23 protein-coding genes are annotated in these 21,215 nt (G+C 64.5%); 8 read left to right on the forward strand and 15 right to left on the reverse strand.

Annotation, left to right across the window (positions count from 1 at the left end; translation table 11 throughout):
- Window positions 1-2: 2 nt before the first annotated feature.
- The 11 genes from R3D65_RS08050 to R3D65_RS08100 form a co-directional block, all read right to left on the reverse strand.
- The gene (locus R3D65_RS08050) at window positions 3-398 is read right to left on the reverse strand and encodes a lysozyme inhibitor LprI family protein (protein ID WP_371274697.1); all 396 of its coding nucleotides are present in this window, start codon (window positions 396-398) and stop codon (window positions 3-5) included.
- A complete protein-coding gene (locus tag R3D65_RS08055) occupies window positions 395-700 on the reverse strand; it encodes an urease subunit beta (RefSeq protein WP_371274698.1) in 306 nt (101 codons plus the stop codon). Before R3D65_RS08055 ends, R3D65_RS08050 begins: the two co-directional genes overlap by 4 nt.
- Before the next feature lie 10 nt (window positions 701-710).
- On the reverse strand, window positions 711-1,298 hold the full coding sequence (locus tag R3D65_RS08060; protein ID WP_371274699.1) for a HupE/UreJ family protein: 588 nt from the start codon (window positions 1,296-1,298) through the stop codon (window positions 711-713).
- Window positions 1,295-1,966 carry an HD domain-containing protein gene (locus tag R3D65_RS08065; protein WP_371274700.1) on the reverse strand — a complete coding sequence of 224 codons (672 nt, stop codon included), beginning with the start codon at window positions 1,964-1,966 and terminating at the stop codon, window positions 1,295-1,297. Before R3D65_RS08065 ends, R3D65_RS08060 begins: the two co-directional genes overlap by 4 nt.
- Before the next feature lie 6 nt (window positions 1,967-1,972).
- On the reverse strand, window positions 1,973-2,275 hold the full coding sequence (locus tag R3D65_RS08070; protein ID WP_371274701.1) for an urease subunit gamma: 303 nt from the start codon (window positions 2,273-2,275) through the stop codon (window positions 1,973-1,975).
- Window positions 2,276-2,290: 15 nt separating this feature from the next.
- Window positions 2,291-3,139, reverse strand: a complete 849-nt coding sequence (locus tag R3D65_RS08075) for an urease accessory protein UreD (protein ID WP_371274702.1) — start codon at window positions 3,137-3,139, stop codon at window positions 2,291-2,293.
- A 62-nt stretch (window positions 3,140-3,201) separates the two neighbouring features.
- Window positions 3,202-3,819: a nucleoside/nucleotide kinase family protein gene (locus R3D65_RS08080; RefSeq protein WP_371274703.1), complete on the reverse strand. Its 618-nt coding sequence runs from the start codon at window positions 3,817-3,819 to the stop codon at window positions 3,202-3,204.
- Window positions 3,816-4,496 (reverse strand): D-lyxose/D-mannose family sugar isomerase, encoded by a 681-nt coding sequence (locus R3D65_RS08085; RefSeq protein WP_371275012.1) that lies wholly within the window; start codon window positions 4,494-4,496, stop codon window positions 3,816-3,818. Before R3D65_RS08085 ends, R3D65_RS08080 begins: the two co-directional genes overlap by 4 nt.
- A complete protein-coding gene (locus R3D65_RS08090) occupies window positions 4,496-5,278 on the reverse strand; it encodes an ATP-binding cassette domain-containing protein (RefSeq protein WP_371274704.1) in 783 nt (260 codons plus the stop codon). Before R3D65_RS08090 ends, R3D65_RS08085 begins: the two co-directional genes overlap by 1 nt.
- Window positions 5,275-6,345 (reverse strand): ABC transporter permease, encoded by a 1,071-nt coding sequence (locus tag R3D65_RS08095; protein WP_371274705.1) that lies wholly within the window; start codon window positions 6,343-6,345, stop codon window positions 5,275-5,277. The genes R3D65_RS08090 and R3D65_RS08095 overlap by 4 nt, the downstream gene beginning before the upstream one ends.
- 130 nt (window positions 6,346-6,475) lie before the next feature.
- Window positions 6,476-7,477, reverse strand: a complete 1,002-nt coding sequence (locus R3D65_RS08100) for a sugar ABC transporter substrate-binding protein (RefSeq protein WP_371275013.1) — start codon at window positions 7,475-7,477, stop codon at window positions 6,476-6,478.
- Between the two features lie 259 nt (window positions 7,478-7,736).
- On the opposite strand from R3D65_RS08100, the gene R3D65_RS08105 reads away from it, so the two are divergent.
- Together R3D65_RS08105 and R3D65_RS08110 are read left to right on the forward strand one after the other, a co-directional pair.
- Window positions 7,737-8,963, forward strand: a complete 1,227-nt coding sequence (locus R3D65_RS08105; protein ID WP_371274706.1) for an ROK family protein — start codon at window positions 7,737-7,739, stop codon at window positions 8,961-8,963.
- 42 nt (window positions 8,964-9,005) lie between these two features.
- Window positions 9,006-9,938 (forward strand): carbohydrate kinase, encoded by a 933-nt coding sequence (locus R3D65_RS08110; RefSeq protein WP_371274707.1) that lies wholly within the window; start codon window positions 9,006-9,008, stop codon window positions 9,936-9,938.
- Window positions 9,939-9,952: 14 nt separating this feature from the next.
- Here R3D65_RS08110 and R3D65_RS08115 read toward each other — a convergent pair whose 3' ends face one another.
- Together R3D65_RS08115 and hemA are read right to left on the reverse strand one after the other, a co-directional pair.
- A complete protein-coding gene (locus tag R3D65_RS08115) occupies window positions 9,953-10,243 on the reverse strand; it encodes a hypothetical protein (RefSeq protein WP_371274708.1) in 291 nt (96 codons plus the stop codon).
- Window positions 10,244-10,445: 202 nt separating this feature from the next.
- The gene (gene hemA / locus R3D65_RS08120) at window positions 10,446-11,660 is read right to left on the reverse strand and encodes a 5-aminolevulinate synthase (RefSeq protein WP_371274709.1); all 1,215 of its coding nucleotides are present in this window, start codon (window positions 11,658-11,660) and stop codon (window positions 10,446-10,448) included.
- Window positions 11,661-12,211: 551 nt separating this feature from the next.
- On the opposite strand from hemA, the gene urtA reads away from it, so the two are divergent.
- The 5 genes from urtA to urtE all read left to right on the forward strand — a co-directional run bounded on the left by urtA (window position 12,212) and on the right by urtE (window position 17,952).
- On the forward strand, window positions 12,212-13,504 hold the full coding sequence (gene urtA, locus R3D65_RS08125; protein WP_371274710.1) for an urea ABC transporter substrate-binding protein: 1,293 nt from the start codon (window positions 12,212-12,214) through the stop codon (window positions 13,502-13,504).
- Window positions 13,505-13,607: 103 nt separating this feature from the next.
- Window positions 13,608-15,227 (forward strand): urea ABC transporter permease subunit UrtB, encoded by a 1,620-nt coding sequence (gene urtB / locus R3D65_RS08130; RefSeq protein WP_371274711.1) that lies wholly within the window; start codon window positions 13,608-13,610, stop codon window positions 15,225-15,227.
- Complete coding sequence (urtC, locus tag R3D65_RS08135; protein WP_371274712.1) at window positions 15,224-16,390, forward strand: urea ABC transporter permease subunit UrtC; 1,167 nt, start codon at window positions 15,224-15,226, stop codon at window positions 16,388-16,390. The genes urtB and urtC overlap by 4 nt, the downstream gene beginning before the upstream one ends.
- Before the next feature lie 3 nt (window positions 16,391-16,393).
- Entirely contained in the window at window positions 16,394-17,254 is an 861-nt protein-coding gene (gene urtD / locus R3D65_RS08140; protein ID WP_371274713.1) for an urea ABC transporter ATP-binding protein UrtD, read from the forward strand.
- A gap of 2 nt (window positions 17,255-17,256) precedes the next feature.
- Window positions 17,257-17,952, forward strand: a complete 696-nt coding sequence (urtE, locus tag R3D65_RS08145; RefSeq protein WP_371274714.1) for an urea ABC transporter ATP-binding subunit UrtE — start codon at window positions 17,257-17,259, stop codon at window positions 17,950-17,952.
- Window positions 17,953-17,963: 11 nt separating this feature from the next.
- Here the strand turns inward: urtE and R3D65_RS08150 are convergent, their stop codons facing one another.
- Window positions 17,964-18,449 carry an Rrf2 family transcriptional regulator gene (locus R3D65_RS08150; RefSeq protein ID WP_371274715.1) on the reverse strand — a complete coding sequence of 162 codons (486 nt, stop codon included), beginning with the start codon at window positions 18,447-18,449 and terminating at the stop codon, window positions 17,964-17,966.
- Between the two features lie 384 nt (window positions 18,450-18,833).
- On the opposite strand from R3D65_RS08150, the gene R3D65_RS08155 reads away from it, so the two are divergent.
- Window positions 18,834-19,190: an endonuclease domain-containing protein gene (locus R3D65_RS08155; RefSeq protein WP_371274716.1), complete on the forward strand. Its 357-nt coding sequence runs from the start codon at window positions 18,834-18,836 to the stop codon at window positions 19,188-19,190.
- 106 nt (window positions 19,191-19,296) lie between these two features.
- On the opposite strand, the gene lepA is transcribed toward R3D65_RS08155, so the two are convergent.
- Window positions 19,297-21,108, reverse strand: a complete 1,812-nt coding sequence (gene lepA / locus R3D65_RS08160; protein WP_371274717.1) for a translation elongation factor 4 — start codon at window positions 21,106-21,108, stop codon at window positions 19,297-19,299.
- Window positions 21,109-21,215 lie beyond the last annotated feature (107 nt).

Consider the following 21,215-nt stretch of genomic DNA (forward strand, 5'->3'; position numbering starts at 1 on the left):
GGTCAGTTCTCTTCGCCGATCAGGCGCAGGTCTTCGGTGCGCTGGCGGGTCAGCCGTTCGCGGCAGGAATAGATGAGCATCGGTTCCATCGAGCCGCCATGCGCCTGATAGCCTTCCGCCGCGCAGGCCTTGTCGCGGAAGTCGATCCAGGCGCGCTGGGCGTCCCGCAATATGGCCGATGCACCTTTCTGTTCGCCCAGATAGCTGTCCAGCCGCTTCATGGCGTCCTGAGCCATGCCATAGGCCAGGTTCAGATCCTCGTCGGCGGCCATCCATGCCTGTTCGGCGCAATAGGTCATTTCCATCTGTGTCTGTGCATTGGCGCAGTCCACGTCCTGCGCCATGGCCGGCCACGCGGCGGCCAGCAGCGTGATGATTGCGATCAGCTTGCTCTTCACAGGTCCCCCATCACGGCTTGGCGGAACCCGTAGACCGCGCGCTTTCCCGAAAGCGGGACCAGCGTCACCTCGCGTGCCTGTCCGGGCTCGAAGCGGACGGCGGTACCCGCCGCGATGTCGAGACGCATTCCGCGCGCCCTGTCACGGTCGAAGGAGAGCGCCGGATTGGTTTCGAAGAAATGGTAGTGCGAGCCCACCTGCACGGGCCGGTCGCCCGTATTGGCGACCTCCAGTGTGACGATCGGCTGGCCGGCATTGAGTTCAATGTCGCCATCGGCGGTGATGATTTCGCCCGGGATCATGTACGCCCCCTCAGCCCGCGAAGGCGAGCGCGAGGCCGCCGAGCATCGTTGCGCCACCTGCCGCCCGCATCGCCACCCGTCCCGCGCGATCGCCGGCCTGTCGCTGCAGTCCGAGGCCAAGCGCTGCGCCCGAGGCATGCAGGAAGGCGGTGGCAATGGCAAACCCCGCCGCATAGGGCAGGATGCCTGCCATGCCGATTTCCGCGCCATGGGCATTGCCATGGAAGAGCGCGAAGAAACCGGCAAGTGCCATCCCCCAGCCGGCTGAAACCGGCATTGCCATGGCGACAACGAGACCGAGCGCAACGACCGAGGCAAGGATGACTGGCTCCACGAAAGGAAGCACCATGCCACTCAGCGACAGGGAAAACCCGGCTACCATCGCGCTCACGAAGGCGGCCGGAAGCGCCCAGACCGCCCGCCCGCCAAGCGATGCTCCGAACAGGCCGACGGCCAGCATTGCCAAGACATGGTCCAGGCCGAACAGCGGATGCGTCAGCCCCGCGGCCAGCGAGCCGTGCTCTGCCGGGTTCAGATGCGCGAAGGCAGGTGCGGACGACGTGAGAACGGCCGCCAGGGCCGGGATGATGCGTTTCACTTCTTCTTCTCCTTCTTCGGTGAGCCTTTGCGGCGCGATGTTTTCGATTTCCCGTGCTTCCCCGGCTTTTCTCGTGCCTTTGCCTCGGCGATCTCGCCCTCCAGCCGTTCGGCCGCCCTGTCGAAGCGGGCTTCCAGCTCCGGCGCCAGGCCGCGGCAGACGGCAACCACGCGCCGGGCCCATTTCAGGTAGCGTTCATTGCCCTTGCGATCGAACCGCGCCGCCGGAAGCCCGGTCAGCTCCTCCACATTGGAAGTCTTGTCGGCCAGCTTCAGCAGCTTGACGCGCGGCCCGCTTTCCATCGTGTGCGTCACCTGCCTGTCGCGCCGGACCTTGCCCTTCAGGTCGGGCGGATCGGAGACGTCGTTCACGAGTTCTGCCACGTCCGCGCCGAAAAGTGTGCGGATATCCTCCAGCGTGAAGGACGTGTCCTCCACCACATCATGCAGCCAGCCGGCAGTGACGAGCACCGGATCGAACGGTTCCAGCGCCGCCAGGAAGGCTGCGACCTCGGCAAGATGGTTGATATAGGGTTCGCGCGAATCCTCGCGGATCTGGCCGGCATGGGCGCGCGCGGCAAACAGGGCCGCGTCCGCGATCATGCGCGCATCGGCGGCCGCGACGGTGTCGCGACTCGTGTCATCGCCGGGTTCGGGATTGAGGGTCATGCGCGCCTATCGGATCGGCTCGTGCACGGTGACGAGCTTGGTGCCGTCCGGAAAGGTCGCTTCGACCTGGACATCGTGGATCATTTCGGCCACGCCCTCCATCACCTGCTCGCGGCTGATGACATGCGCGCCCGCTTCCATCAGGTCTGCGACCGCCCGCCCGTCGCGCGCGCCCTCCACCACGAAATCGGTGATCAGGGCCACCGCTTCCGGATGGTTCAGCTTCACGCCCCGTTCGAGCCGCCGCCGCGCCACCATGGCCGCCATGGAAATCAGCAGCTTGTCCTTTTCGCGCGGTGTCAGGATCATGCGTTTTTCACTCCGTCACAATGACCACATTTTGGGCAGGACTGCCCCTCGATTGAGCAGCGCCAGCGCTGGGGAGAGCGCCTTGCGCAGGCTGATGCCGTCGTTTGCCACCAGTCTGGCAAGAAGCTTGCCAGACCCGCCAACCTGCCAGAAGGATGCGCCGGAATGGACCTGCGGACAAGCCGCCAGCAGGCGGCGCAGCGGCGTGACGAGGGCTTCTGCCTCTGCGCAGGCGAGCAGAACCGTGGCCACGGCAATGCCGCCGCCGGTCACGGCCGGAAGGTCCAGGGCCTGCGCCACATCCCCGGAAAGCCGCAGGTTTTCGGCATGGATCAGGGAGCCGTCGCGACGGATGCGCCAGCGGTCTGCAAACAGCGCCGCGCGCACGGTTTCGCCATGCGCCTGGCGCCCGAAAATCGTGGCTTCGACGGCCAGCAGCCGCGCGTCCGGCGCAAGATCGGCCTCAAGCCGGCGCTCGAGCCGCGCCTTGTCGAAAAGAATGGTCTCCTGCGGCAGCCAGGCCAGGCTGGCACCCGTCTCCGCGCGCAGCGAAACGTCGACCTGTGCCGTGCCGTCCGTTGCCTTGTAGACTTTTTCGCAGGCCTGCGTGGTGAGGGTGAGAGAGGCGCCGGCACCGGCATGGGCGTCCCACGAGAGGCGGTCGCCGCCCGTCAGCCCGCCAGCGGTATTGATGATCACGGCTTCCATGACCGCCTGTCCCGGCAGGCGCGGGATGCGGATTCGCGCCGCGCCCTCCTGGTACAGCCGGTCGAGCCGTGTGCGTCCGCCCGCCGCCTTGGCGGCGATGCCGCCGCGCCCGGATGTGCGCTGCATGGCGGGCGCAATGGGGGTGACCTGGTTCATCCGGCTCCTGCTCCTGACTGACCCGCCAAGCGAAGCAAGCCATATGCCATTTGTCGAGCGGATTATGCGATGACGATGTCGGCGCTGGCGGACTCGGCAACGACGAGCCGCGCGTTGGGAATGTCGTTTGAGAGCGCCCGTGCCCGCGCCTCCGCCCCGTCGAGGCCGTGGTCCAGCCAGCGCTGCACCAACCGCCGTTCCAGGTCCGCCTCAGCCACGTCGAGAAAGACCGTCAGGTCGAAATGCCGCCGCAGATCGCGCCAGCCCGGGCGCTTGAGGAGCAGGTAATTGCCTTCGACGATGCGCAGCGGCGTATCGCCCGAAATGATGGCAGCGCCCGCGCGGGCAAGATCGGCGGCCCTGTCGAAAACCGGGATCGCGACCGCGTCTTCCGTGGCAAGGCGCGCAAGCAACGCGGAAAACCCCGCCACGTCGAAGGTTTCCGGCGCACCCTTGACCGCCATCTGGCCGCGCGCCTCCAGAATCGCATTGTCGAAGTGGAAGCCGTCCATCGGAACGACCATGGCAACGCTGCCGAGCGCCGTGGCAAGCGTGGCGGCCAGCGTCGATTTCCCCGCGCCCGGCGCCCCCGCAATGGCCACGGTGAAGCGTTCTTTCCCCGCCGCCCGCTCCGCGATCAGGCTGGCCAGGTCGTCGGCCGGTATCCGGAGCGGCGTCATGCCAGCCAGGTTCCGTAATCCGAAACCAGCAGATGCGTCGGCGCGCAATCCTCCTCGATGGTGGAGAAGCGGTCGATCGGTTCGGCGAAGATGTTGTCGGTCTCGTCATCATTGACCGTGGATACCTCGCCGATCAGCACGTCGGCGCCCTCGGCCCAGAAGGCATGCCAGACGCCTGGCATCAGCGTCACGCTTTCGCCGGGCGAGAGCGTCAGGATGCCGCCGGCCTCAAGCACCCGCCCGACGCCGTCGCAGGGCACGCGCACCGGTGCTTCATGGTCGATGGAACCGTCCGGCGCGCTCATGAACAGCTTGATCGCCAGCGTCCCGCCGCCCCGGTTGATGATGTCCTCCGCCTTGATCACATGCCGGTGCATGGGCGAATACTGGTTCTTGCGCGAGATCATGATCTTCTCGGCATAAAGCATGCCGCGCCCGGCGGTCAGGTCGGCGGTTCGTCCGTTGCGGACGGTGAAAAGGAACAGGCCGAGATCGTCGAAGCGGCCCTTGCCGTAGTCCGTGATATCCCAGCCGAGGCGGGCATCGACGATGCCGCCTGGCCGGCGCGCCTTCATCTCCTCGGCGCTCCAGTGCGCGAAAGGCGGCAGGACATAGCCATGCGACCGGATGAAGGCGCCGGCCTCGGCAATGATCGCGTTGATGCGGCTGCGTTTCATCACGTCGCCATTTCTTCCGGCGTCGGTTCCTTGGCGCCCGTCATCAGCGCCACCGCGTCGGCCATCGTGTGTTGCTTCGGATCGACCACGCACAGCCGCCGCCCGAGCCGGTGGACATGAATGCGGTCCGCCACCTCGAACACGTGTGGCATGTTGTGGCTGATCAGGATGATCGGGATGCCGCGCGCACGCACGTCGAGGATCAGTTCCAAGACGCGCCGCGATTCCTTGACGCCCAGCGCCGCCGTGGGCTCGTCCAGGATGATGACCTTCGAGCCGAAGGCCGCCGCACGCGCCACCGCGACGCCCTGCCGCTGGCCGCCCGACAGCGTTTCCACCGGCTGGTTGATGTTCTGGATGGTCATCAGGCCGAGATCGGCGAGCTTCTGTCGGGAAAACGCCTCCATCGCCCGGCGGTCCAGCTTGCGGAACCATTTGCCCATCAGGCCCGGCGCGCGCAATTCGCGCCCCATGAACATGTTGTCGGCGATGGAAAGCGCCGGACTCATGGCCAGCGTCTGGTAGACCGTTTCGATACCATGGGCCCGTGCGTCATTGGGCGATTCGAAACGGACGGCCTTCCCGTCCAGCCGGATCTCGCCACCATCGGGAATCACGGCACCCGAAAGCGCCTTGATGAGCGTTGACTTGCCGGCGCCGTTGTCGCCGATGACCGCCAGGATTTCGCCCGGCATCAGGTCGAAGTCGCAATTGTCCAGTGCGGTCACCTTGCCGTAGCGCTTGGAAAGGCCGCGTGCCTTGAGGATGGGTTCGCCCGTCATGCCGTCACCTTTCTGATCCACTGGTCCACCGTCACGGCGCCGATGATGAGCGTGCCGATCAGCAGGTAGGTCCATTGCGGGTCCGCGCCCGCCATGCGCAGGCCGAGTTCGAACACGCCCACGATCAGCGCGCCAAAAAAGGCGCCGAGAATGGAGCCGCGCCCGCCAAACAGCGAAATGCCGCCGATCACCACGGCCGTGATCGACTGGATATTGCCGATCACGCCTGTCGTTGCCGAGGGCGAAACGGAGCCGTAGCGGCCGATCATCACCCATCCCGCCAGGCCGCAGATGAAGCCGACCAGCATGTAGACGCTCATCAGTGTCCTGTGCACGTTGACACCGGAAAGTCCCGCCGCCTCGGGATCGTCGCCCACCGCATAGACGTGGCGGCCCCACGCGGTGGAGCGCAGCGCATAGGCCAGCACGACCACCAGCGCGACCATCAGCAGCACGCCCAGCGTGAACGTGGCGCCGCCGAACTGGAATTTCGCACCGAGGAACTGCAGGAACGGAGCCTGCGCCTCGATATCCTGTGCGCGGATCGTCTCGTTGGCCGAGTAGAGATAGTTCGCCGCCAGCACGATCTGCCACATGCCCAGCGTCACGATGAAGGGAGGCAGCTTGACGCGGCTGACCAGCCAGCCGTTCACCGCGCCGACAGTCGTTCCGAAGGCCAGCCCCGCCAGGACGGCGAGAAAGGGCGGGATGCCATAGCGGAATGTGAATTGTCCCATGATGACCGAGCACAGCACGGCCAGCGCGCCGACCGAGAGGTCGATGCCGGCGGTCAGGATGATGAGGCTCTGCGCGGCGGCCAGCACACCCACGATCTGCACCTGTTGCAGGATCAGTGTCATCGCGAAGGGGGAAAAGAATTTCGAGCCGAGGACGAGGCCGAAGACGAGGATGGCTGTCAGCAGAACGATCAGCGGCACCAGCGCCGGCGTTGTGTGCAGCGCGTGGTGAACCTGGCTCATGAAGCCGCGATCGGCCTGCTGGAATTCCGCGAACTTCTCCTCGCGGCGTGTCTTGACCACGTCCTCGAAACGGTCGCTATCGGTCATGGCAACGTCCTCCCAAGGCTCGGGCGCGCGGCGCATGTCCTGCCGCCGCGTCCTGCGTCTTGCCAGTGTGCGGGTTTTGCAAATGGGCGTAAAGGTCAGGCGGGCAGACCCGCCTGACCGGTGACCGGGATCAGCCCCAGCAGAGGTTTTTGCCTTCCTCGACCGAAATCGACGGCACGCCCTCGGCCGGCTTGTCGGTCACCAGCGCAACGCCGGTGTCAAAGAAGTCCTTGCCTTCGGTGGCCTGCGGCTTGACGCCGTCGTTTGCCCAGGCCGCAATCGCCTCGATGCCCTTGGAGGCCATGAGAAGCGGATATTGCTGCGATGTCGCGCCGATCACGCCGGCCTCGACGTTGGCGACGCCCGGGCAGCCGCCATCGACGGAAACGATGAGCACGTCATTCTCACGGCCGATGGCCTTCAGCGCCTGGTAGGCGCCGGCTGCGGCCGGCTCGTTGATCGTATAGACGACATTGATCGACGGGTCGGTGGCGAGCAGGTTTTCCATCGCCTTGCGCCCACCTTCCTCGTTGCCCGCCGTCACGTCGTGACCGACGATCCGCGGGTCGCTTTCGTCGCCCCATTGGTTCGGATCGGCGATGTCGATGCCGAAGCCCTGCATGAAGCCCTGGTCGCGCAAGACGCCGACGGTGGGCTGCGATACATCGAGATCGAGCATGCCGATCTTCGCATTCGCCGCCTCGTCGCCGAGCGTAGCCCGGGCCCATTGGCCGATCAGTTCGCCGGCCTTGAAATTGTCGGTGGCGAAGGTCATGTCGGCCGCGTCGATCGGATCGAGCGGCGTGTCGAGCGCGATCACCAGCAGGCCGGCGTCGCGCGCCTGCTGCACGGAAGGCACGATGGCCGAGGTGCTGGATGGCGTCAGCAGGATGCCCTTCGCGCCGTTGGCAATGCAGGTTTCGATGGCCGCAACCTGCGTCTCGTTGTCGCCATCCACCTTGCCGGCATAGGAATTGAGCGTGATGCCGAGGTCCTTGGCCTTTGCTTCCGCGCCTTCGCGCATCTTGACGAAGAACGGATTGGTATCGGTCTTGGTGATGAGGCAGGCGCTGATGTCCTGCGCGGCGGCCGGGGTTGCAGCAATGGCACACAGCGCCGCGGCTCCGAGCATCGCTTTCTTGAATGGTGCGAACGTTTTCAAGGATCATCCTCCCTTGGAAATGTGAATGCCGGGGCAGATGCCCCGCCGGCAGGCCGAGGTCCTCCCGCACCTGCCTTGTTTCCATGAAAACGCATTGCGACCATGCTGTCAATAGATAAATCAAAGTGATTTAATAATTGACAGGCATGGCCTGCTTGGGCATTCTCTGGCAAAACGCTAATGGAGGCTGGCGTGCGAATCTGCGCGCCGGACGGGCGGGGAGGAACAGTTGGACAGCGGCACCACGCGCAGGCAGGAGGGGGAGGGTTCCCCGGAGCGCTTCAATCGCGGATCGAACCAGAGCGGAATGCGGGCCTATAACGAGCGGCTTGTCCTCTCGCTGGTGCGCCGTCATGGTGCGTTGGCGAAATCCGATATCGCCCGCATGACCGGCCTGTCGGCGCAGACCGTCTCGGTGATCATGCGCGAACTGGAGGCCGATGGCCTGCTTCTGCGCGGCGAGCCGGTCCGAGGCCGTGTCGGCCAGCCCTCGGTTCCCATGTCGCTCGCCCCGGACGGCGCCTGGTTCTATGGCCTCAAGCTGGGCCGGCGCAGCGCCGACCTCGTGCTGACCGATTTCCTCGGCAATGTCGTGCAACAGGTCCATCATGCCTATCGCTATCCCACGCCCGACGGCATGGTCGGTTTTGTCCGCGAGGCGATGGCGCGCATCGATGCCACGTTGAGCGATGCGGCCCGCCAGCGTCTGGCCGGCCTCGGCATCGCCATGCCATTCAAGATGTGGGACTGGGCGGAATCGATCGGGGCGCCGGCCGAGACGGCGGAAGCCTGGCGCCGGGTGGACATGCGTGCCGAGATCGCCGCCTGCTGCGACCTGCCGGTCTTCCTGGAGAATGACGCCACCGCCGCATGCAGCGCCGAACTTGTCTTCGGCCAGACAGGCCGGCCGCGCGATTTCGTCTATTTCTATATCGGCTTCTTTGTTGGCGGCGGCGTCGTGCTCAACGGCAATCTTTATTCGGGCCGCACCGGCAATGCCGGCGCGCTGGGCTCCATGCCCGTGCCCGGTCCCGGCGGCGGCACCCGCCAGCTGATCGACGTTGCCTCCGTGGCCACGCTGGAACGGGCCATGGAGGAGCATGGCCGCGGCTCCGCCATCCTTTGGGATTCGCCAAACCACTGGGAAGTCGAGCCGGGGATCCTCGATCCCTGGATCGAGGAAGCGGCACGCGGGCTGGCCCATGCCATTCTCGCCGCCGCCAGCGTGATCGATTTCGAGGCGGCGCTCATAGACGGATCCATGCCCGAAGCGGTGCGGGCGCGCATCGTGGCGGCCACGGCGGACAAGCTGGCCGGGCTCAATCTGGCCGGCATCGAGGCGCCGCGAGTGGGAGAGGGAACCGTCGGCCCGAATGCCCGCGCCCTCGGCGCTGCCGCGCTGCCGCTGCTTGAGCGCTTTCTCGTCGGTCAGGATGCGTTCCTGAAGGACAACTGACATGCTTCGTACCGCAGTTCTCGCGTTCTTTCAGGCAAGACCATGATCCTGTGTTGCGGTGAAGCCCTGATCGACATGCTGCCGCGTGAGAGCGCTGACGGCGAAGTGCTGTTTGCTCCCCATTGCGGTGGCGCGGTCTATAACACGGCAATCGCGCTTGGCCGTCTGGGCGCGCCAACCGGTTTCGTTTCGGGCATTTCGACGGATTTTTTCGGCAGCATGCTGCTCGCCGGCCTTGAGGACGCGCGGGTCGAAACCGGCGGCGTCATCCTGTCCGGCCGGCCCACCACCCTGGCTTTCGTGCGCCTTGTCGACGGTCAGGCAGCCTATGCCTTTCATGACGAGAACACGGCCGGGCGCATGCTTGCGCCAGCGGACATGCCGGTCATCGATCAGGATGTCGCGGCCATGTTCTTCGGCGGCATCAGCCTCGCCGTGGAGCCATGCGGCGCGGCTTACGAGGCGCTGATGCTGCGCGAGGCTTCGCGTCGGCCCGTCATGATCGACCCGAACATCCGCCCCGGCTTCATTCGCGACGAGGCAGCCTACCGCGCCCGCATGGCCCGCATGATCGGCGCGGCAACCATCGTCAAGCTGTCGGACGAGGATCTGCATTGGCTGGAAGGACCGGGCGAGGAAGGCGACCTTGCCCGCGCCATTCTGCAGCGCGGTCCCTCCGTCGTTCTTGTGACCCGTGGCGGCCAGGGCGCCGGCGCGGTCTTTTCTGGTGGTGAAATCTGGCTGCCCGCCAGGAAGGTTGCGGTTGTCGATACGGTCGGAGCGGGCGACACGTTCAATGCCGGCTTTCTCGCCAGCCTTCAGGCTGATGGTGCCCTGACCTTCGATGCGCTGCGCGCACCGGGCCGGGAATTGCTTGGCCGCGCGCTCGAACTTGGCATGGCCGCCGCCGCCGTCACGGTTTCGCGCGCCGGCGCCAATCCGCCCTGGCGCAGCGAACTGGGCGTGAAGGCCTGAGCCGGCCGCTCCGCTCAGCTTGCCTGGCTGAAATGCACGATCGCCATGTCGCGTGGCATGATGCGCACCCGCGAGCCCCGGTTCTCGTAGTCGCCGCGTTCGAACTTGCTGCTGGCCACCTCCTGCCAGAGCGACCGATGCTCCGCCAGGAATCCGGCGCGCAGTTCTTCCTTCTCGGGCAGTCCCATGCGCACCAGGGTCCCATTGGTGACGATGACGATCACCCGCATTCCGGCGCAGCCCATGGAAAAGGCCACACCGTCCAGAACATCGGTGAAATGTGTTTCGATCGGTTCAAGCTTCATGGCGTCCATCCCGGTCAGTCGGTTCAGGCACCCCCTCTTTGCCAACCGATGATCGCAGGTGGCCCTCACCAAATCTTTTGTGCCGGGAGCAGGATTTGAAACGAATTTGAGGCATTCCGGCACACACCGGCGGCCTGAAGCAGAAAAGCGCCCCTGGAGGCGCTTTCGGATCTTCACGGTTGGGGTCTGGCGTGCGGTGGCGTCAGGCGACAGCCCGTGCCAGCGCGCATTGGCTCCAAAGGTCGCTGAGTGCCCCGGCCAGGTGCTCGATATCCGCATCGGAATGGTAGGGCGACGGCGTGATGCGCAGCCGTTCGGTGCCCTTCGCAACGGTCGGATAGTTGATCGGCTGGACATAGATGCCGTAACTGTCGAGCAGGATGTCCGACAGCCATTTGCACTTGACGGGATCCTTCACCATCACCGGAACGATATGGCTCGGATTCATCAGGTGCGGAATACCGCGCGCATCCAGCGCGGCGCGCACCTTGGCCACGCGCTCCTGGTGCCGGGCACGTTCCATCTGGCTGACCTTCAGGTGCTGGATCGATGCGCGCGCACCCGCTGCCAGAGCCGGCGGCAGGGCCGTCGTGAAGATGAAGCCCGAGGCGAAGGAGCGAACGAAATCGACGAGCGCGGCCGAGCCGGTGATGAAACCGCCCATCACGCCGAAGGCCTTGCCCAGCGTGCCCTCGATCACTGTCAGCCGGTCCATGAGGCCTTCACGTTCGGCAACGCCGCCGCCGCGCGGGCCGTAAAGGCCGACGGCATGCACCTCGTCGAGATAGGTCATGGCACCGAATTCGTCGGCCAGATCGCAGATCTCCCGGATCGGCGCGATGTCGCCATCCATCGAATAGACGCTTTCAAAGGCGATCAGCTTCGGCGCGGCGGGATCGGCGGCTTCCAGCTTCGCGCGCAGATCGGCCACGTCATTGTGCTTGAACAGCACCTTCTGGCAGCGTGAGTGCCGGATGCCTTCGATCATCGAGGCATGGTTCATCTCGTCGGAGAAACAGATGATGCCCGGAATCTTGGAAAGCAGCGTGCCAAGGGCCGCCCAGTTGGACACATAGCCCGAGGTGAACAGCAGCGCGGCTTCCTTGCCATGCAGGTCGGCCAGTTCCTGTTCGAGAAGAACGTGGAAATGATTGGTGCCGGAAATGTTGCGGGTTCCGCCGGCGCCTGCGCCGCAGCGGTCCACCGCGTCCTTCATCGCCGCCACGACCTTTGGGTGCTGGCCCATGCCGAGATAATCGTTCGAGCACCACACGGTGACATCCCGCACGTCGCCGCCATTGTGGCGCACCGCGCGTGGAAAGGAACCGGCCTGGCGTTCAAGATCGGCAAAGACCCGGTAATTGCCCTCGTTCTTCAGGTCGGCAAGCCGGTCCTTGAAATGCTGCTCGAAATCCATGCCGTCTACTCCCATCGTCACATGCTATTTTTTGCATGTGTCTTATCGCAAATGGCGAAGTTTGGCCATACCGCCTGCCGACAAATTCGGCAACCCCGCACCCCGAGGGTTGGAAGGGTCAATAATCGGCGATCCCGCAGGCTGCGCCAACCCCTTCACGCTGCTACTTTTTGTCATAGTGTGCGACCGTCTCCTTGATCTCGCTCAAGCCGGCCAAAAAACATGCATCATGGGGACAATGAAAGCCCTCCTCCCGTCTCCGGAAGGAGGGCCAGGCCGCTTGTGGTGCAAACAACCTGCCGCAGTGAATGCAGCCCGTTGAATATAGGCATTCGCGGCGCCAGCCCAACCCCGGATAATGTGCATTGATTGGGCAAAAAATAATACATGCCTAATAAATATGCACATCGCCCCGGTCGCCGTCTTTTCTTCATTCGCGCATCAACCCGTTGATTCCACGTGGTTTCCGTGTCCGGCGGGGATGAAACCGGACTTGGCACGGGTGTTGCAGTCAATGTTGCGGTGCAAACAAACCTGTCGGAGGTATTCACATGACTGGTTCCCGCAAGTCCCTCGTCGCCGGTCTCGCCGCCATGCTCGCCATGTCGGGCATGGCCTTTTCCGCCCATGCCGAGGACACCATCAAGGTCGGTATCCTGCATTCGCTGTCCGGTACGATGGCGATTTCGGAGACGACGCTGAAAGACGCCATGCTCATGCTGATCGAACAGCAGAATGCCAAGGGCGGCCTGCTGGGCAAGAAACTGGAAGCCGTGGTCGTCGATCCGGCGTCCGACTGGCCGCTTTTTGCCGAGAAGGCGCGTGAACTCATCGAGAAGGACCAGGTCGCGGCTGTCTTCGGCTGCTGGACGTCCGTGTCGCGCAAGTCGGTCCTCCCGGTCTTCAAGGAACTCAATTCGATCCTGTTCTATCCCGTCCAGTACGAGGGGGAGGAAAGCGAGCGCAACGTCTTCTACACCGGTGCCGCACCGAACCAGCAGGCCATCCCCGCCGTCGACTACCTGATGAACGAGGAAGGCGTGGAGCGCTGGGTTCTGGCCGGCACCGACTATGTCTATCCGCGCACGACCAACAAGATCCTCGAAGCCTACCTCAAATCCAAGGGCGTGGCCGAAGAGGACATCATGATCAACTACACGCCCTTCGGTCATTCCGATTGGCAGACGATCGTGTCCGACATCAAGGCCTTCGGCTCGGCCGGCAAGAAGACCGCGGTTGTATCGACCATCAATGGCGACGCCAACGTGCCCTTCTACAAGGAACTGGGCAACCAGGGCGTCAAGGCCGAGGACATCCCGGTCGTCGCCTTCTCGGTGGGTGAAGAGGAACTGGCCGGTCTCGATACCGCGCCGCTGGTCGGCCATCTCGCCGCCTGGAATTATTTCCAGTCCGTCGAGGCCCCGGCCAATGCCAGGTTCATCGAGGAATGGAAGGCCTTCACCGGCAATCCGGAGCGCGTGACCAACGATCCCATGGAAGCTCATTACATCGGCTTCAACATGTGGGTGAAGGCGGTCGAGAAGGCCGGCACCACCGATGCCGATGCTGTCATCGAGGCGCTGCCGGGCACCGAAGCCGAGAATCTGACCGGCGGGACGTCCGTCATGCTCGCCAACCACCACATCACCAAGCCGGTGCTGGTGGGTGAAATCCAGGATGACGGCCAGTTCGAGACCGTCTGGCAGACCGAAGGCCTCGTGCCGGGTGACGCCTGGTCGGATTACCTGCCCGATTCCAAGCCGCTCAAGGCCGATTGGGTCGAGCTGAAATGCGGCAACTACAACACCGAAACGGGCACCTGCCTCGGCACGGTCGCCAACTGACGCAATCTGAAGAACGATGCGGGGCGGGCTGCTGTCCGTCCCGCATGCTCCCCAAAGTCATTGACGCGGGCAGAATCGAGAAACCCGTGCGATCGGAAACGCCATGCGCCTTTGCCGCCTTTTTCTTCCGCTTCTGCTCCTGCTCGTTTCGGCCGTTCCGCCAGTTTTCGCGCAGGATGAGGCCGCCCTGCGGCGGACCATTGCCACCTTTGCCCTGTCGAAGAGCTTCAACGACACCGAAAAGGTGATCGGCGCGCTTGCCGCCCTTGGCGACCCGCGTGCAGCGTTTGCGCTCAATGCGCTGTCGGATGGCGAGCTTCAGGTGCGCCAGTCCGATGGCGCGGTCTTCGTCGTGCGTGGCGCGGGCGATCCGGCAACGCTGCTCGATCCCGTGACCGGTGAAACGATGGGCACGGCGCCGGCCAGCGCGCTCAAGAAGGTGCGCGTGAAGAATTCGCTGCGCCGTGACATCCGCGATACCGTCGGCGCCTTGACACTTGCCGCCAGGGATCCGGCGGTGCGCATGCAGGCCGCCGCAACGCTCATTGCCAATCCGGACCCGGAAGCCCTCGAAGCCGTCGAGGCTGCCATCCGGAACGAGACCGACGCCGCTGTTCGCGCGCGCATGGAAACCGCCCGCGCCGCCGTGCTGCTGCTGTCCGACCGCGGCGATGCCGCCAAGCTGGAAGCCATCGCCGCTGTCGAACGTGTCGGCAACCGCGATGCCCTTGGGCTGCTGAGCCAGTTCGCCTCCGGTGCCGATGGCGAGGTGAAGGCCGCCGCCGAGGCGGCCATGACCCGTATCGAGGACCGGCTGGCACTGTGGGGCGTGGGGCAGAACGTCTGGTACGGCATCTCGCTCGGTTCGGTCCTCTTGCTGGCCGCCATCGGTCTGGCCATCACCTTTGGCGTCATGGGCGTCATCAACATGGCCCATGGCGAAATGGTCATGATCGGCGCCTATGTCACCTTCACCGTGCAGGAGGTGATCCGCAATGGCGCGCCCTGGCTGCTCGACTGGTCGCTGCTCATCGCCCTGCCGCTGGCCTTCGTCACCGCCGGCGCCGTCGGGCTGGCCATGGAGCGCGGCATCATCCGCTTCCTCTACGGCCGGCCGCTGGAAACGCTGCTGGCCACCTGGGGCGTCTCGCTCATCCTGCAACAGGCGGTGCGCACGATTTTCGGTCCGACCAACCGCGAGGTGGCCAATCCGTCCTTCATGTCCGGCGCGTTCCAGCTTGGGGAGATGTCGATCACCTGGAACCGCCTCTTCATCGTCGCCTTCGCGCTTGTCGTCTTCGCGGTGCTGCTCTGGGCCATGAACCGCACCTCGCTCGGCCTGAAGATGCGCGCGGTGACGCAGAACCGGCGCATGGCCGCCGCCATGGGTATCCGCACGCCCTGGGTCGACGCGATGACCTTCGCGCTGGGCTCCGGCGTGGCTGGCCTTGCCGGCGTCGCCCTGTCGCAGATCGACAATGTCTCGCCCAATCTCGGCCAGGGCTACATCATCGACAGTTTCATGGTGGTCGTCTTCGGCGGCGTCGGCAATCTCTGGGGCACGCTGGTCGGTGCTTTCTCGCTGGGCATCGTCAACAAGTTCCTCGAACCCTATGCCGGGGCGGTTCTCGGCAAGATCCTCGTCCTCGTCTTCATCATCATCTTCATCCAGAAACGCCCGCGCGGCCTGTTCGCCCTGAAAGGAAGGTCGGTCGAGGCATGATCACCAACCGCCTGTTTGCCCGTGGCTTCACGCCCGGCATCGTCATCACGCTGTGCCTGCTTGTCGCCATCGCCGTTCTCGTGCCGGTGCTCAACCTTGCGACAGATCCGGCCAGCCCCATTCATGTGCCCACCTATATCGTGGCACTGACCGGCAAGTATCTCTGCTATGCGCTGCTGGCGCTGGCGCTCGATCTCGTCTGGGGTTTCGCCGGCATCCTGTCGCTCGGCCACGGCGCCTTCTTCGCGCTCGGCGGCTATGCCATGGGCATGTACCTGATGCGCCAGATCGGCACGCGCGGCGTCTATGGCCATCCCGAATTGCCTGATTTCATGGTCTTCCTGAACTGGAAGGAACTGCCCTGGTACTGGCATGGCTTCGACCAGTTCTGGTTCGCCGCGCTCATGGTCGTCGCGGTGCCCGGCCTGCTGGCCTTCGTCTTCGGCTGGTTCGCCTTCCGCTCGCGGGTTACCGGCGTCTACCTGTCGATCATCACCCAGGCCATGACCTATGCTCTGCTGCTCGCCTTCTTCCGCAACGACATGGGTTTCGGCGGCAACAACGGCCTGACCGACTTCAAGGACATCCTCGGCTTCAACATTCAGGCCGACACCACCCGAGCCGCCCTGTTTGCCGCATCCGCGCTGGCTCTGGCTGCCGGTGTTGCGTTCACCGCTGCCATTGTCGGCTCGCATTTCGGCAAGCTGCTGGTCGCCGTGCGCGATGCCGAGCCGCGCACCCGCTTCCTTGGCTACCGGCCTGAAAACGTGAAACTCTTCGCTTTCACCGTGTCCGCCATCATGGCCGGCATTGCCGGAGCGCTTTATGTGCCGCAGGTCGGCATCATCAATCCCGGGGAATTCGCCCCGGCCAATTCCATCGAGGTCGTCGTGTGGACCGCTGTCGGCGGGCGCGGCACGATTGTCGGCCCCATCGTCGGTGCGCTCACCGTCAATGCCGGCAAGAGCTGGTTCACCGGCGCGCTGCCCGAATTCTGGCTGTTCGCGCTGGGCGGCCTTTTCATTGCCGTCACCCTGTTCCTGCCGCGCGGCATCGTCGGCACGATCACCCACGGCTGGGCGGCATGGAAGGCGCGGCGCGAAAGCGCCACGGCCGAAACCGGAACCGATGCCGCGCTGGCGCAGCCGGCGGCAGGAGAGTGAACGATGAGCGCTGAAACACTGATCCGCCACCCGGACGAACCGGTCATCCTGCCCCATCCCTACGCGGCGCGCGACATTGAGGATGCAGCGCAGGCCGAACAGGAAAGCGCCGAGGTCTCGCGCCGTCGCGAGACGCTGCTCTATCTCGACGGCGTCTCGGTGTCCTTCGACGGGTTCAGGGCGATCAACAACCTCTCCCTTGTCCTCCAGGAAGGCGAGATGCGCGCCATCATCGGCCCCAATGGCGCCGGCAAGACCACCATGATGGACATCATCACCGGCAAGACCCGGCCCGATACCGGCCAGGTCTTTTTCCGCGGCGATATCGACCTGACGAAGCATGACGAGGCCGACATCGCCACCATGGGCATCGGCCGCAAGTTCCAGAAGCCGACGGTTTTCGAAAGCCATACGGTGGAGGACAACCTTGCGCTCGCCCTGGCCGGCACGCGCTCCGTCTTCGGCACCTTGTTCTCGGACCCGGCAGCCAGCGGGGAAGGGCGCATTGCCGAAATCCTGGACATCACGCGCCTGTCTGCGCGCCGCGCCGATCTGGCCGCCAACCTCTCGCACGGGCAAAAGCAATGGCTGGAAATCGGCATGCTGCTGGCCCAGGACCCCAAGCTCCTGCTTGTCGATGAACCGGTTGCCGGCATGACCGATGCCGAAACAGAGGAGACTGCGCGGCTGCTCAGGGACATCGCCCGGACCCATTCGGTGATCGTCGTGGAACACGACATGCATTTCGTGCGCGATCTGGGGGTCCGCGTCACCTGCCTGCATGAAGGCTCCGTGCTGTCGGAAGGCTCGCTCGACCACGTCTCCGCCGATCCCCGTGTCATCGAAGTCTATCTGGGGCGCTGATCATGCTGACCGTTACCAATGCTTCCCTTCACTACGGCGCCGCCCAGGCCCTGCGCGGCGTGTCCATCGAGGCGAAGCCCGCGCGCATCACCTGCGTCCTGGGGCGCAACGGCGTCGGCAAGACCTCGCTCATGCGCGCCATTGTCGGCCATCACCGCCTGAGCGCTGGCGAGATCGCGCTGGACGGCAAGGTGTTCGGCCGCGCGCCGGCCTATGACCGCGCCCGCGCCGGCATCGGCTTCGTGCCGCAGGGCCGCGAGATCTTTCCGCTGCTGACCGTGCGCGAGAACCTGGAGACCGGTTTCGCACCCGTGAAGCGCCGCGACCGCTCCATCCCGGATTACGTCTTCGAACTGTTCCCGGTGCTGAAGGACATGCTGAACCGGCGCGGCGGCGATCTCTCCGGCGGCCAACAGCAGCAGCTTGCCATCGGCCGCGCGCTCGTTACCCGGCCCCGCCTGCTCGTCCTTGACGAACCGACCGAGGGTATCCAGCCGTCCATCATCAAGGATATCGGCCGCGCCATCCGCTTCCTGCGCGACACGCAGGGCATCGCGGTGCTGCTGGTGGAGCAGTATCTGGAATTCTGCCGCGAACTGGCCGACGATGTCTACATCATGGATCGCGGCGAAGTGGTCCATGCGGGCGACGCGCCGTCACTGGACCGCGCGGAGGTGCGTGCCCACCTGACGGTCTGAACCGCCGCCGTTCAGGCATGCGCGGCCATGCCGCAAACGGAGCGGGTGGAACCGCGCGGCAGGGCTGGCAGCAGCAACAGCCGTTCAAGACTGTCGTTTCCGGCGGTCAGATCCGCCAGCGTCATGGCGTCGAGCGTGGTGTAGAAGGCGTCGAGCGCTTTTTTCAAGGCCGGGCGCAGCCAGCAATAGTCGGTCAGCGGGCAATGGTTCTCCGCTCCCGAGAAACACTCGGCAAACGGCAATTCGCTTTCGAAGACGCGGAACACGGCGCCGACATTGATCTCGCCGGCCGGCCGGGCAAGCTGCATGCCGCCATTGCGCCCGCGCACGGCATGGATGAACCCGTGCTGGCCGAGCAGCCGGATCACCTGCGCCAGATGGTTTTCCGAAGCGTTGCAGGCCTCGGCGATTTCCACCTTGCGCACCGTGCGCCTGTCATTCACCGCGCAGAACATGAGCGTGCGCATGGCGAGATTCGTTCGTGTCGTCAGCCGCATGGCGCGCCTCCCGGGCAAAACATTCATCCAGAATGAACGTTTAAAGCGTCCGCGGCGATCGCGCATTGATCGAGATCATGCGCAAATGCGGGCACGGCTTGCCACTGCCACGCCCGCTTTTGCGTCTGGCCATTGATGGAAAAGAACACTCGCCTGCATGAATGGCGAGACCAGGGAAGACAGGCGGTCACCACGAGATGGACTATCGGAAACAATGGAAGAAATGGCAGGCGGACAGGGCCAGCTATGTGCCGCCGGAGAAGCCGGAGGGACGTTGAGGGCGCGGCGGTTTATCCCTCCCCTTGCGGGAGGGAAAGCAAAATCAACAGCTTAGCCGCAGGCTAAATGTTGGATTTTGCAAGGGAGGGGCTCAAGGAGGGAGCGATGCCGCATCGACCGACGCCGGACCGGCACCGCAGCTTTGCAAAGGACATGCGCGCCGATGCGACCAAGGCGGAAAACATTCTTTGGCAGGCACTGCGCGGACGGAAACTCGGCGGTTTGAAATTCAGGCGCCAGATTCCTTTGGAAGGCTATATCCTCGATTTCGTGTGTTTCGAAGCGCGGCTCATCATCGAGGTCGATGGCGGACAGCATTCCGGGTCCGCACGCGATGCGCGAAGAGACGCTGCGCTGGCCGAAGCGGGATTTCAGACCTTGAGGGTCTGGAATGACGACGTGCTGACCAGTCTCGACGGGGTTTGCACCCATATCATGGATGCGGCTGGCGTCAGGCGCTGATCCGGAAAACCCCTCCCTGGCGATTTCTGACGTTTGGCCTTCGCATGCGCTCGGCCAAGCCATCGAAATCGCTTTCCCTCCCGCAAGGGGAGGAATAGGCGCGCCCTCAGTTGTCACCCATCTTCAGGGCCTGGATGAAGGCTTCCTGGGGGATCTCGACGCGGCCGAACTGGCGCATCTTCTTCTTGCCCTCTTTCTGCTTCTCCAGCAGCTTGCGCTTGCGCGTGGCGTCGCCGCCATAGCACTTGGCGGTCACGTCCTTGCGCATGGCCGAGATGGTCTCGCGGGCGATCACCTTCCCGCCGATCGCCGCCTGCACCGGGATCTTGAACAGGTGGCGGGGGATCAGTTCCTTCAGCTTTTCGCACATGGCGCGCCCGCGCCGGTCCGCCTGGGAGCGGTGCACGAGCATGGACAGCGCGTCCACCGGCTCGTCATTGACGAGGATGGACATCTTCACGAGGTCGCCCTCGCGGTAGTCCTTGAGCTGGTAATCGAAGCTGGCATAGCCCTTGGAGATCGACTTCAGCCGGTCGTAGAAGTCGAACACCACCTCGTTGAGCGGCAGGTCATAGGTGACCATCGCCCGCTTGCCGACATAGTTGAGGTCGATCTGCACGCCGCGCCGCTCCTGGCACAGCTTCAGGATCGAGCCGAGATAGTCGTCCGGCGTCAGGATGGTGGCGCGGATCCACGGCTCCTCGACGGTCGCGATCTTCACCACGTCGGGCATGTCGGCCGGATTGTGAAGCTCCATCACCGAGCCGTCGGTCATGTTCAGGTGATAGACGACGGACGGCGCGGTGGCGATCAGGTCGAGATTGAACTCGCGCTCCAGCCGCTCCTGGATGATCTCCAGATGCAGCAGGCCGAGAAAGCCGCAGCGGAAGCCGAAGCCGAGCGCGGCGGACGTTTCCATCTCGAACGAGAACGAGGCGTCATTGAGCCGGAGCTTGCCCATGGCCGCGCGCAGATCCTCGAAATCGGCCGCATCCACCGGGAAAAGGCCGCAGAACACCACCGGCTGCGCCGGCTTGAAGCCCGGCAGCGCGGTCGCGCACGGCTTCTTGTCCTCGGTGATCGTGTCGCCGACGCGCGTATCCGCCACTTCCTTGATCGAGGCGGTGATGAAACCGATCTCGCCGGGGCCGAGGCTGTCCACCATCACCATCTTGGGTGTCATCACGCCCACGCGCTCGACCGGATATTTCGCATCCGTGCCCATCATGCGGATGGTCTGGCCCTTCTTCAGCACGCCATCGATGATGCGCACGAGCACGATGACGCCAAGATAGGAATCGTACCAGCTGTCCACCAGCATGGCTTTCAGCGGCTTGTCGCGCTCGCCTTCCCCGGGCGGCGGCAGCTTGGTGACGATGGCTTCCAGAACCGTGTCGATGCCAACCCCGGTCTTGGCCGAGATCATGCAGGCATCAGAGGCGTCCAGCCCGATCACGTCCTCGATCTGCGCCTTGATGCGGTCCGGCTCGGCGGCCGGCAGGTCGATCTTGTTGAGGACGGTGACGATCTCGTGGTCGTTGTCGAGCGCCTGGTAGACATTGGCCAGCGTCTGGGCTTCCACGCCCTGGCTGGCATCGACGACCAGCAGCGATCCCTCGCAGGCCGCCAGCGAGCGCGAGACCTCGTAGGCGAAGTCCACATGCCCCGGCGTGTCGATCAGGTTCAGCACATAGTGCTGGCCGTCCTTGGCGTCGTATTCGAGGCGCACCGTGTTCGCCTTGATGGTGATGCCGCGCTCGCGCTCGATATCCATGGCGTCGAGGATCTGGTCCTTCATCTCCCGGTCCTCGATGGACCCGGTCATCTGGATCAGCCGGTCGGCAAGCGTCGACTTTCCATGGTCGATATGGGCGACGATGGAAAAGTTGCGGATATGGGAGCGTGGCGTATCGGTCATGCTCGCGCATTTATCATGAGGCCAAGGAAACGCAAGCGCCAAGCAGGACAAGGCGCCTTTCCGATTTGTAACTCGTCTTGCGCCGCAATATCACGTAGCGTTGTGTG

The organism is Zhengella sp. (genome assembly GCF_041397485.1).
Lineage (GTDB): Bacteria > Pseudomonadota > Alphaproteobacteria > Rhizobiales > Rhizobiaceae > Zhengella.

Excerpts from the sequence above, each read along its gene's own strand:
- R3D65_RS08055 (WP_371274698.1), bottom strand. The coding sequence starts at position 700 with ATGATCCCGGGCGAAATCATCACCGCCGATGGCGACATTGAACTCAAT.
- R3D65_RS08065 (WP_371274700.1), bottom strand. The coding sequence starts at position 1,966 with ATGACCCTCAATCCCGAACCCGGCGATGACACGAGTCGCGACACCGTC.
- R3D65_RS08070 (WP_371274701.1), bottom strand. The coding sequence starts at position 2,275 with ATGATCCTGACACCGCGCGAAAAGGACAAGCTGCTGATTTCCATGGCG.
- R3D65_RS08075 (WP_371274702.1), bottom strand. The coding sequence starts at position 3,139 with ATGAACCAGGTCACCCCCATTGCGCCCGCCATGCAGCGCACATCCGGG.
- R3D65_RS08080 (WP_371274703.1), bottom strand. The coding sequence starts at position 3,819 with ATGACGCCGCTCCGGATACCGGCCGACGACCTGGCCAGCCTGATCGCG.
- R3D65_RS08085 (WP_371275012.1), bottom strand. The coding sequence starts at position 4,496 with ATGAAACGCAGCCGCATCAACGCGATCATTGCCGAGGCCGGCGCCTTC.
- R3D65_RS08090 (WP_371274704.1), bottom strand. The coding sequence starts at position 5,278 with ATGACGGGCGAACCCATCCTCAAGGCACGCGGCCTTTCCAAGCGCTAC.
- R3D65_RS08095 (WP_371274705.1), bottom strand. The coding sequence starts at position 6,345 with ATGACCGATAGCGACCGTTTCGAGGACGTGGTCAAGACACGCCGCGAG.
- R3D65_RS08100 (WP_371275013.1), bottom strand. The coding sequence starts at position 7,477 with ATGCTCGGAGCCGCGGCGCTGTGTGCCATTGCTGCAACCCCGGCCGCC.
- R3D65_RS08110 (WP_371274707.1), top strand. The coding sequence starts at position 9,006 with ATGATCCTGTGTTGCGGTGAAGCCCTGATCGACATGCTGCCGCGTGAG.
- R3D65_RS08115 (WP_371274708.1), bottom strand. The coding sequence starts at position 10,243 with ATGAAGCTTGAACCGATCGAAACACATTTCACCGATGTTCTGGACGGT.
- hemA (WP_371274709.1), bottom strand. The coding sequence starts at position 11,660 with ATGGATTTCGAGCAGCATTTCAAGGACCGGCTTGCCGACCTGAAGAAC.
- urtA (WP_371274710.1), top strand. The coding sequence starts at position 12,212 with ATGACTGGTTCCCGCAAGTCCCTCGTCGCCGGTCTCGCCGCCATGCTC.
- urtB (WP_371274711.1), top strand. The coding sequence starts at position 13,608 with ATGCGCCTTTGCCGCCTTTTTCTTCCGCTTCTGCTCCTGCTCGTTTCG.
- urtC (WP_371274712.1), top strand. The coding sequence starts at position 15,224 with ATGATCACCAACCGCCTGTTTGCCCGTGGCTTCACGCCCGGCATCGTC.
- urtD (WP_371274713.1), top strand. The coding sequence starts at position 16,394 with ATGAGCGCTGAAACACTGATCCGCCACCCGGACGAACCGGTCATCCTG.
- urtE (WP_371274714.1), top strand. The coding sequence starts at position 17,257 with ATGCTGACCGTTACCAATGCTTCCCTTCACTACGGCGCCGCCCAGGCC.
- R3D65_RS08150 (WP_371274715.1), bottom strand. The coding sequence starts at position 18,449 with ATGCGGCTGACGACACGAACGAATCTCGCCATGCGCACGCTCATGTTC.
- R3D65_RS08155 (WP_371274716.1), top strand. The coding sequence starts at position 18,834 with ATGCCGCATCGACCGACGCCGGACCGGCACCGCAGCTTTGCAAAGGAC.
- lepA (WP_371274717.1), bottom strand. The coding sequence starts at position 21,108 with ATGACCGATACGCCACGCTCCCATATCCGCAACTTTTCCATCGTCGCC.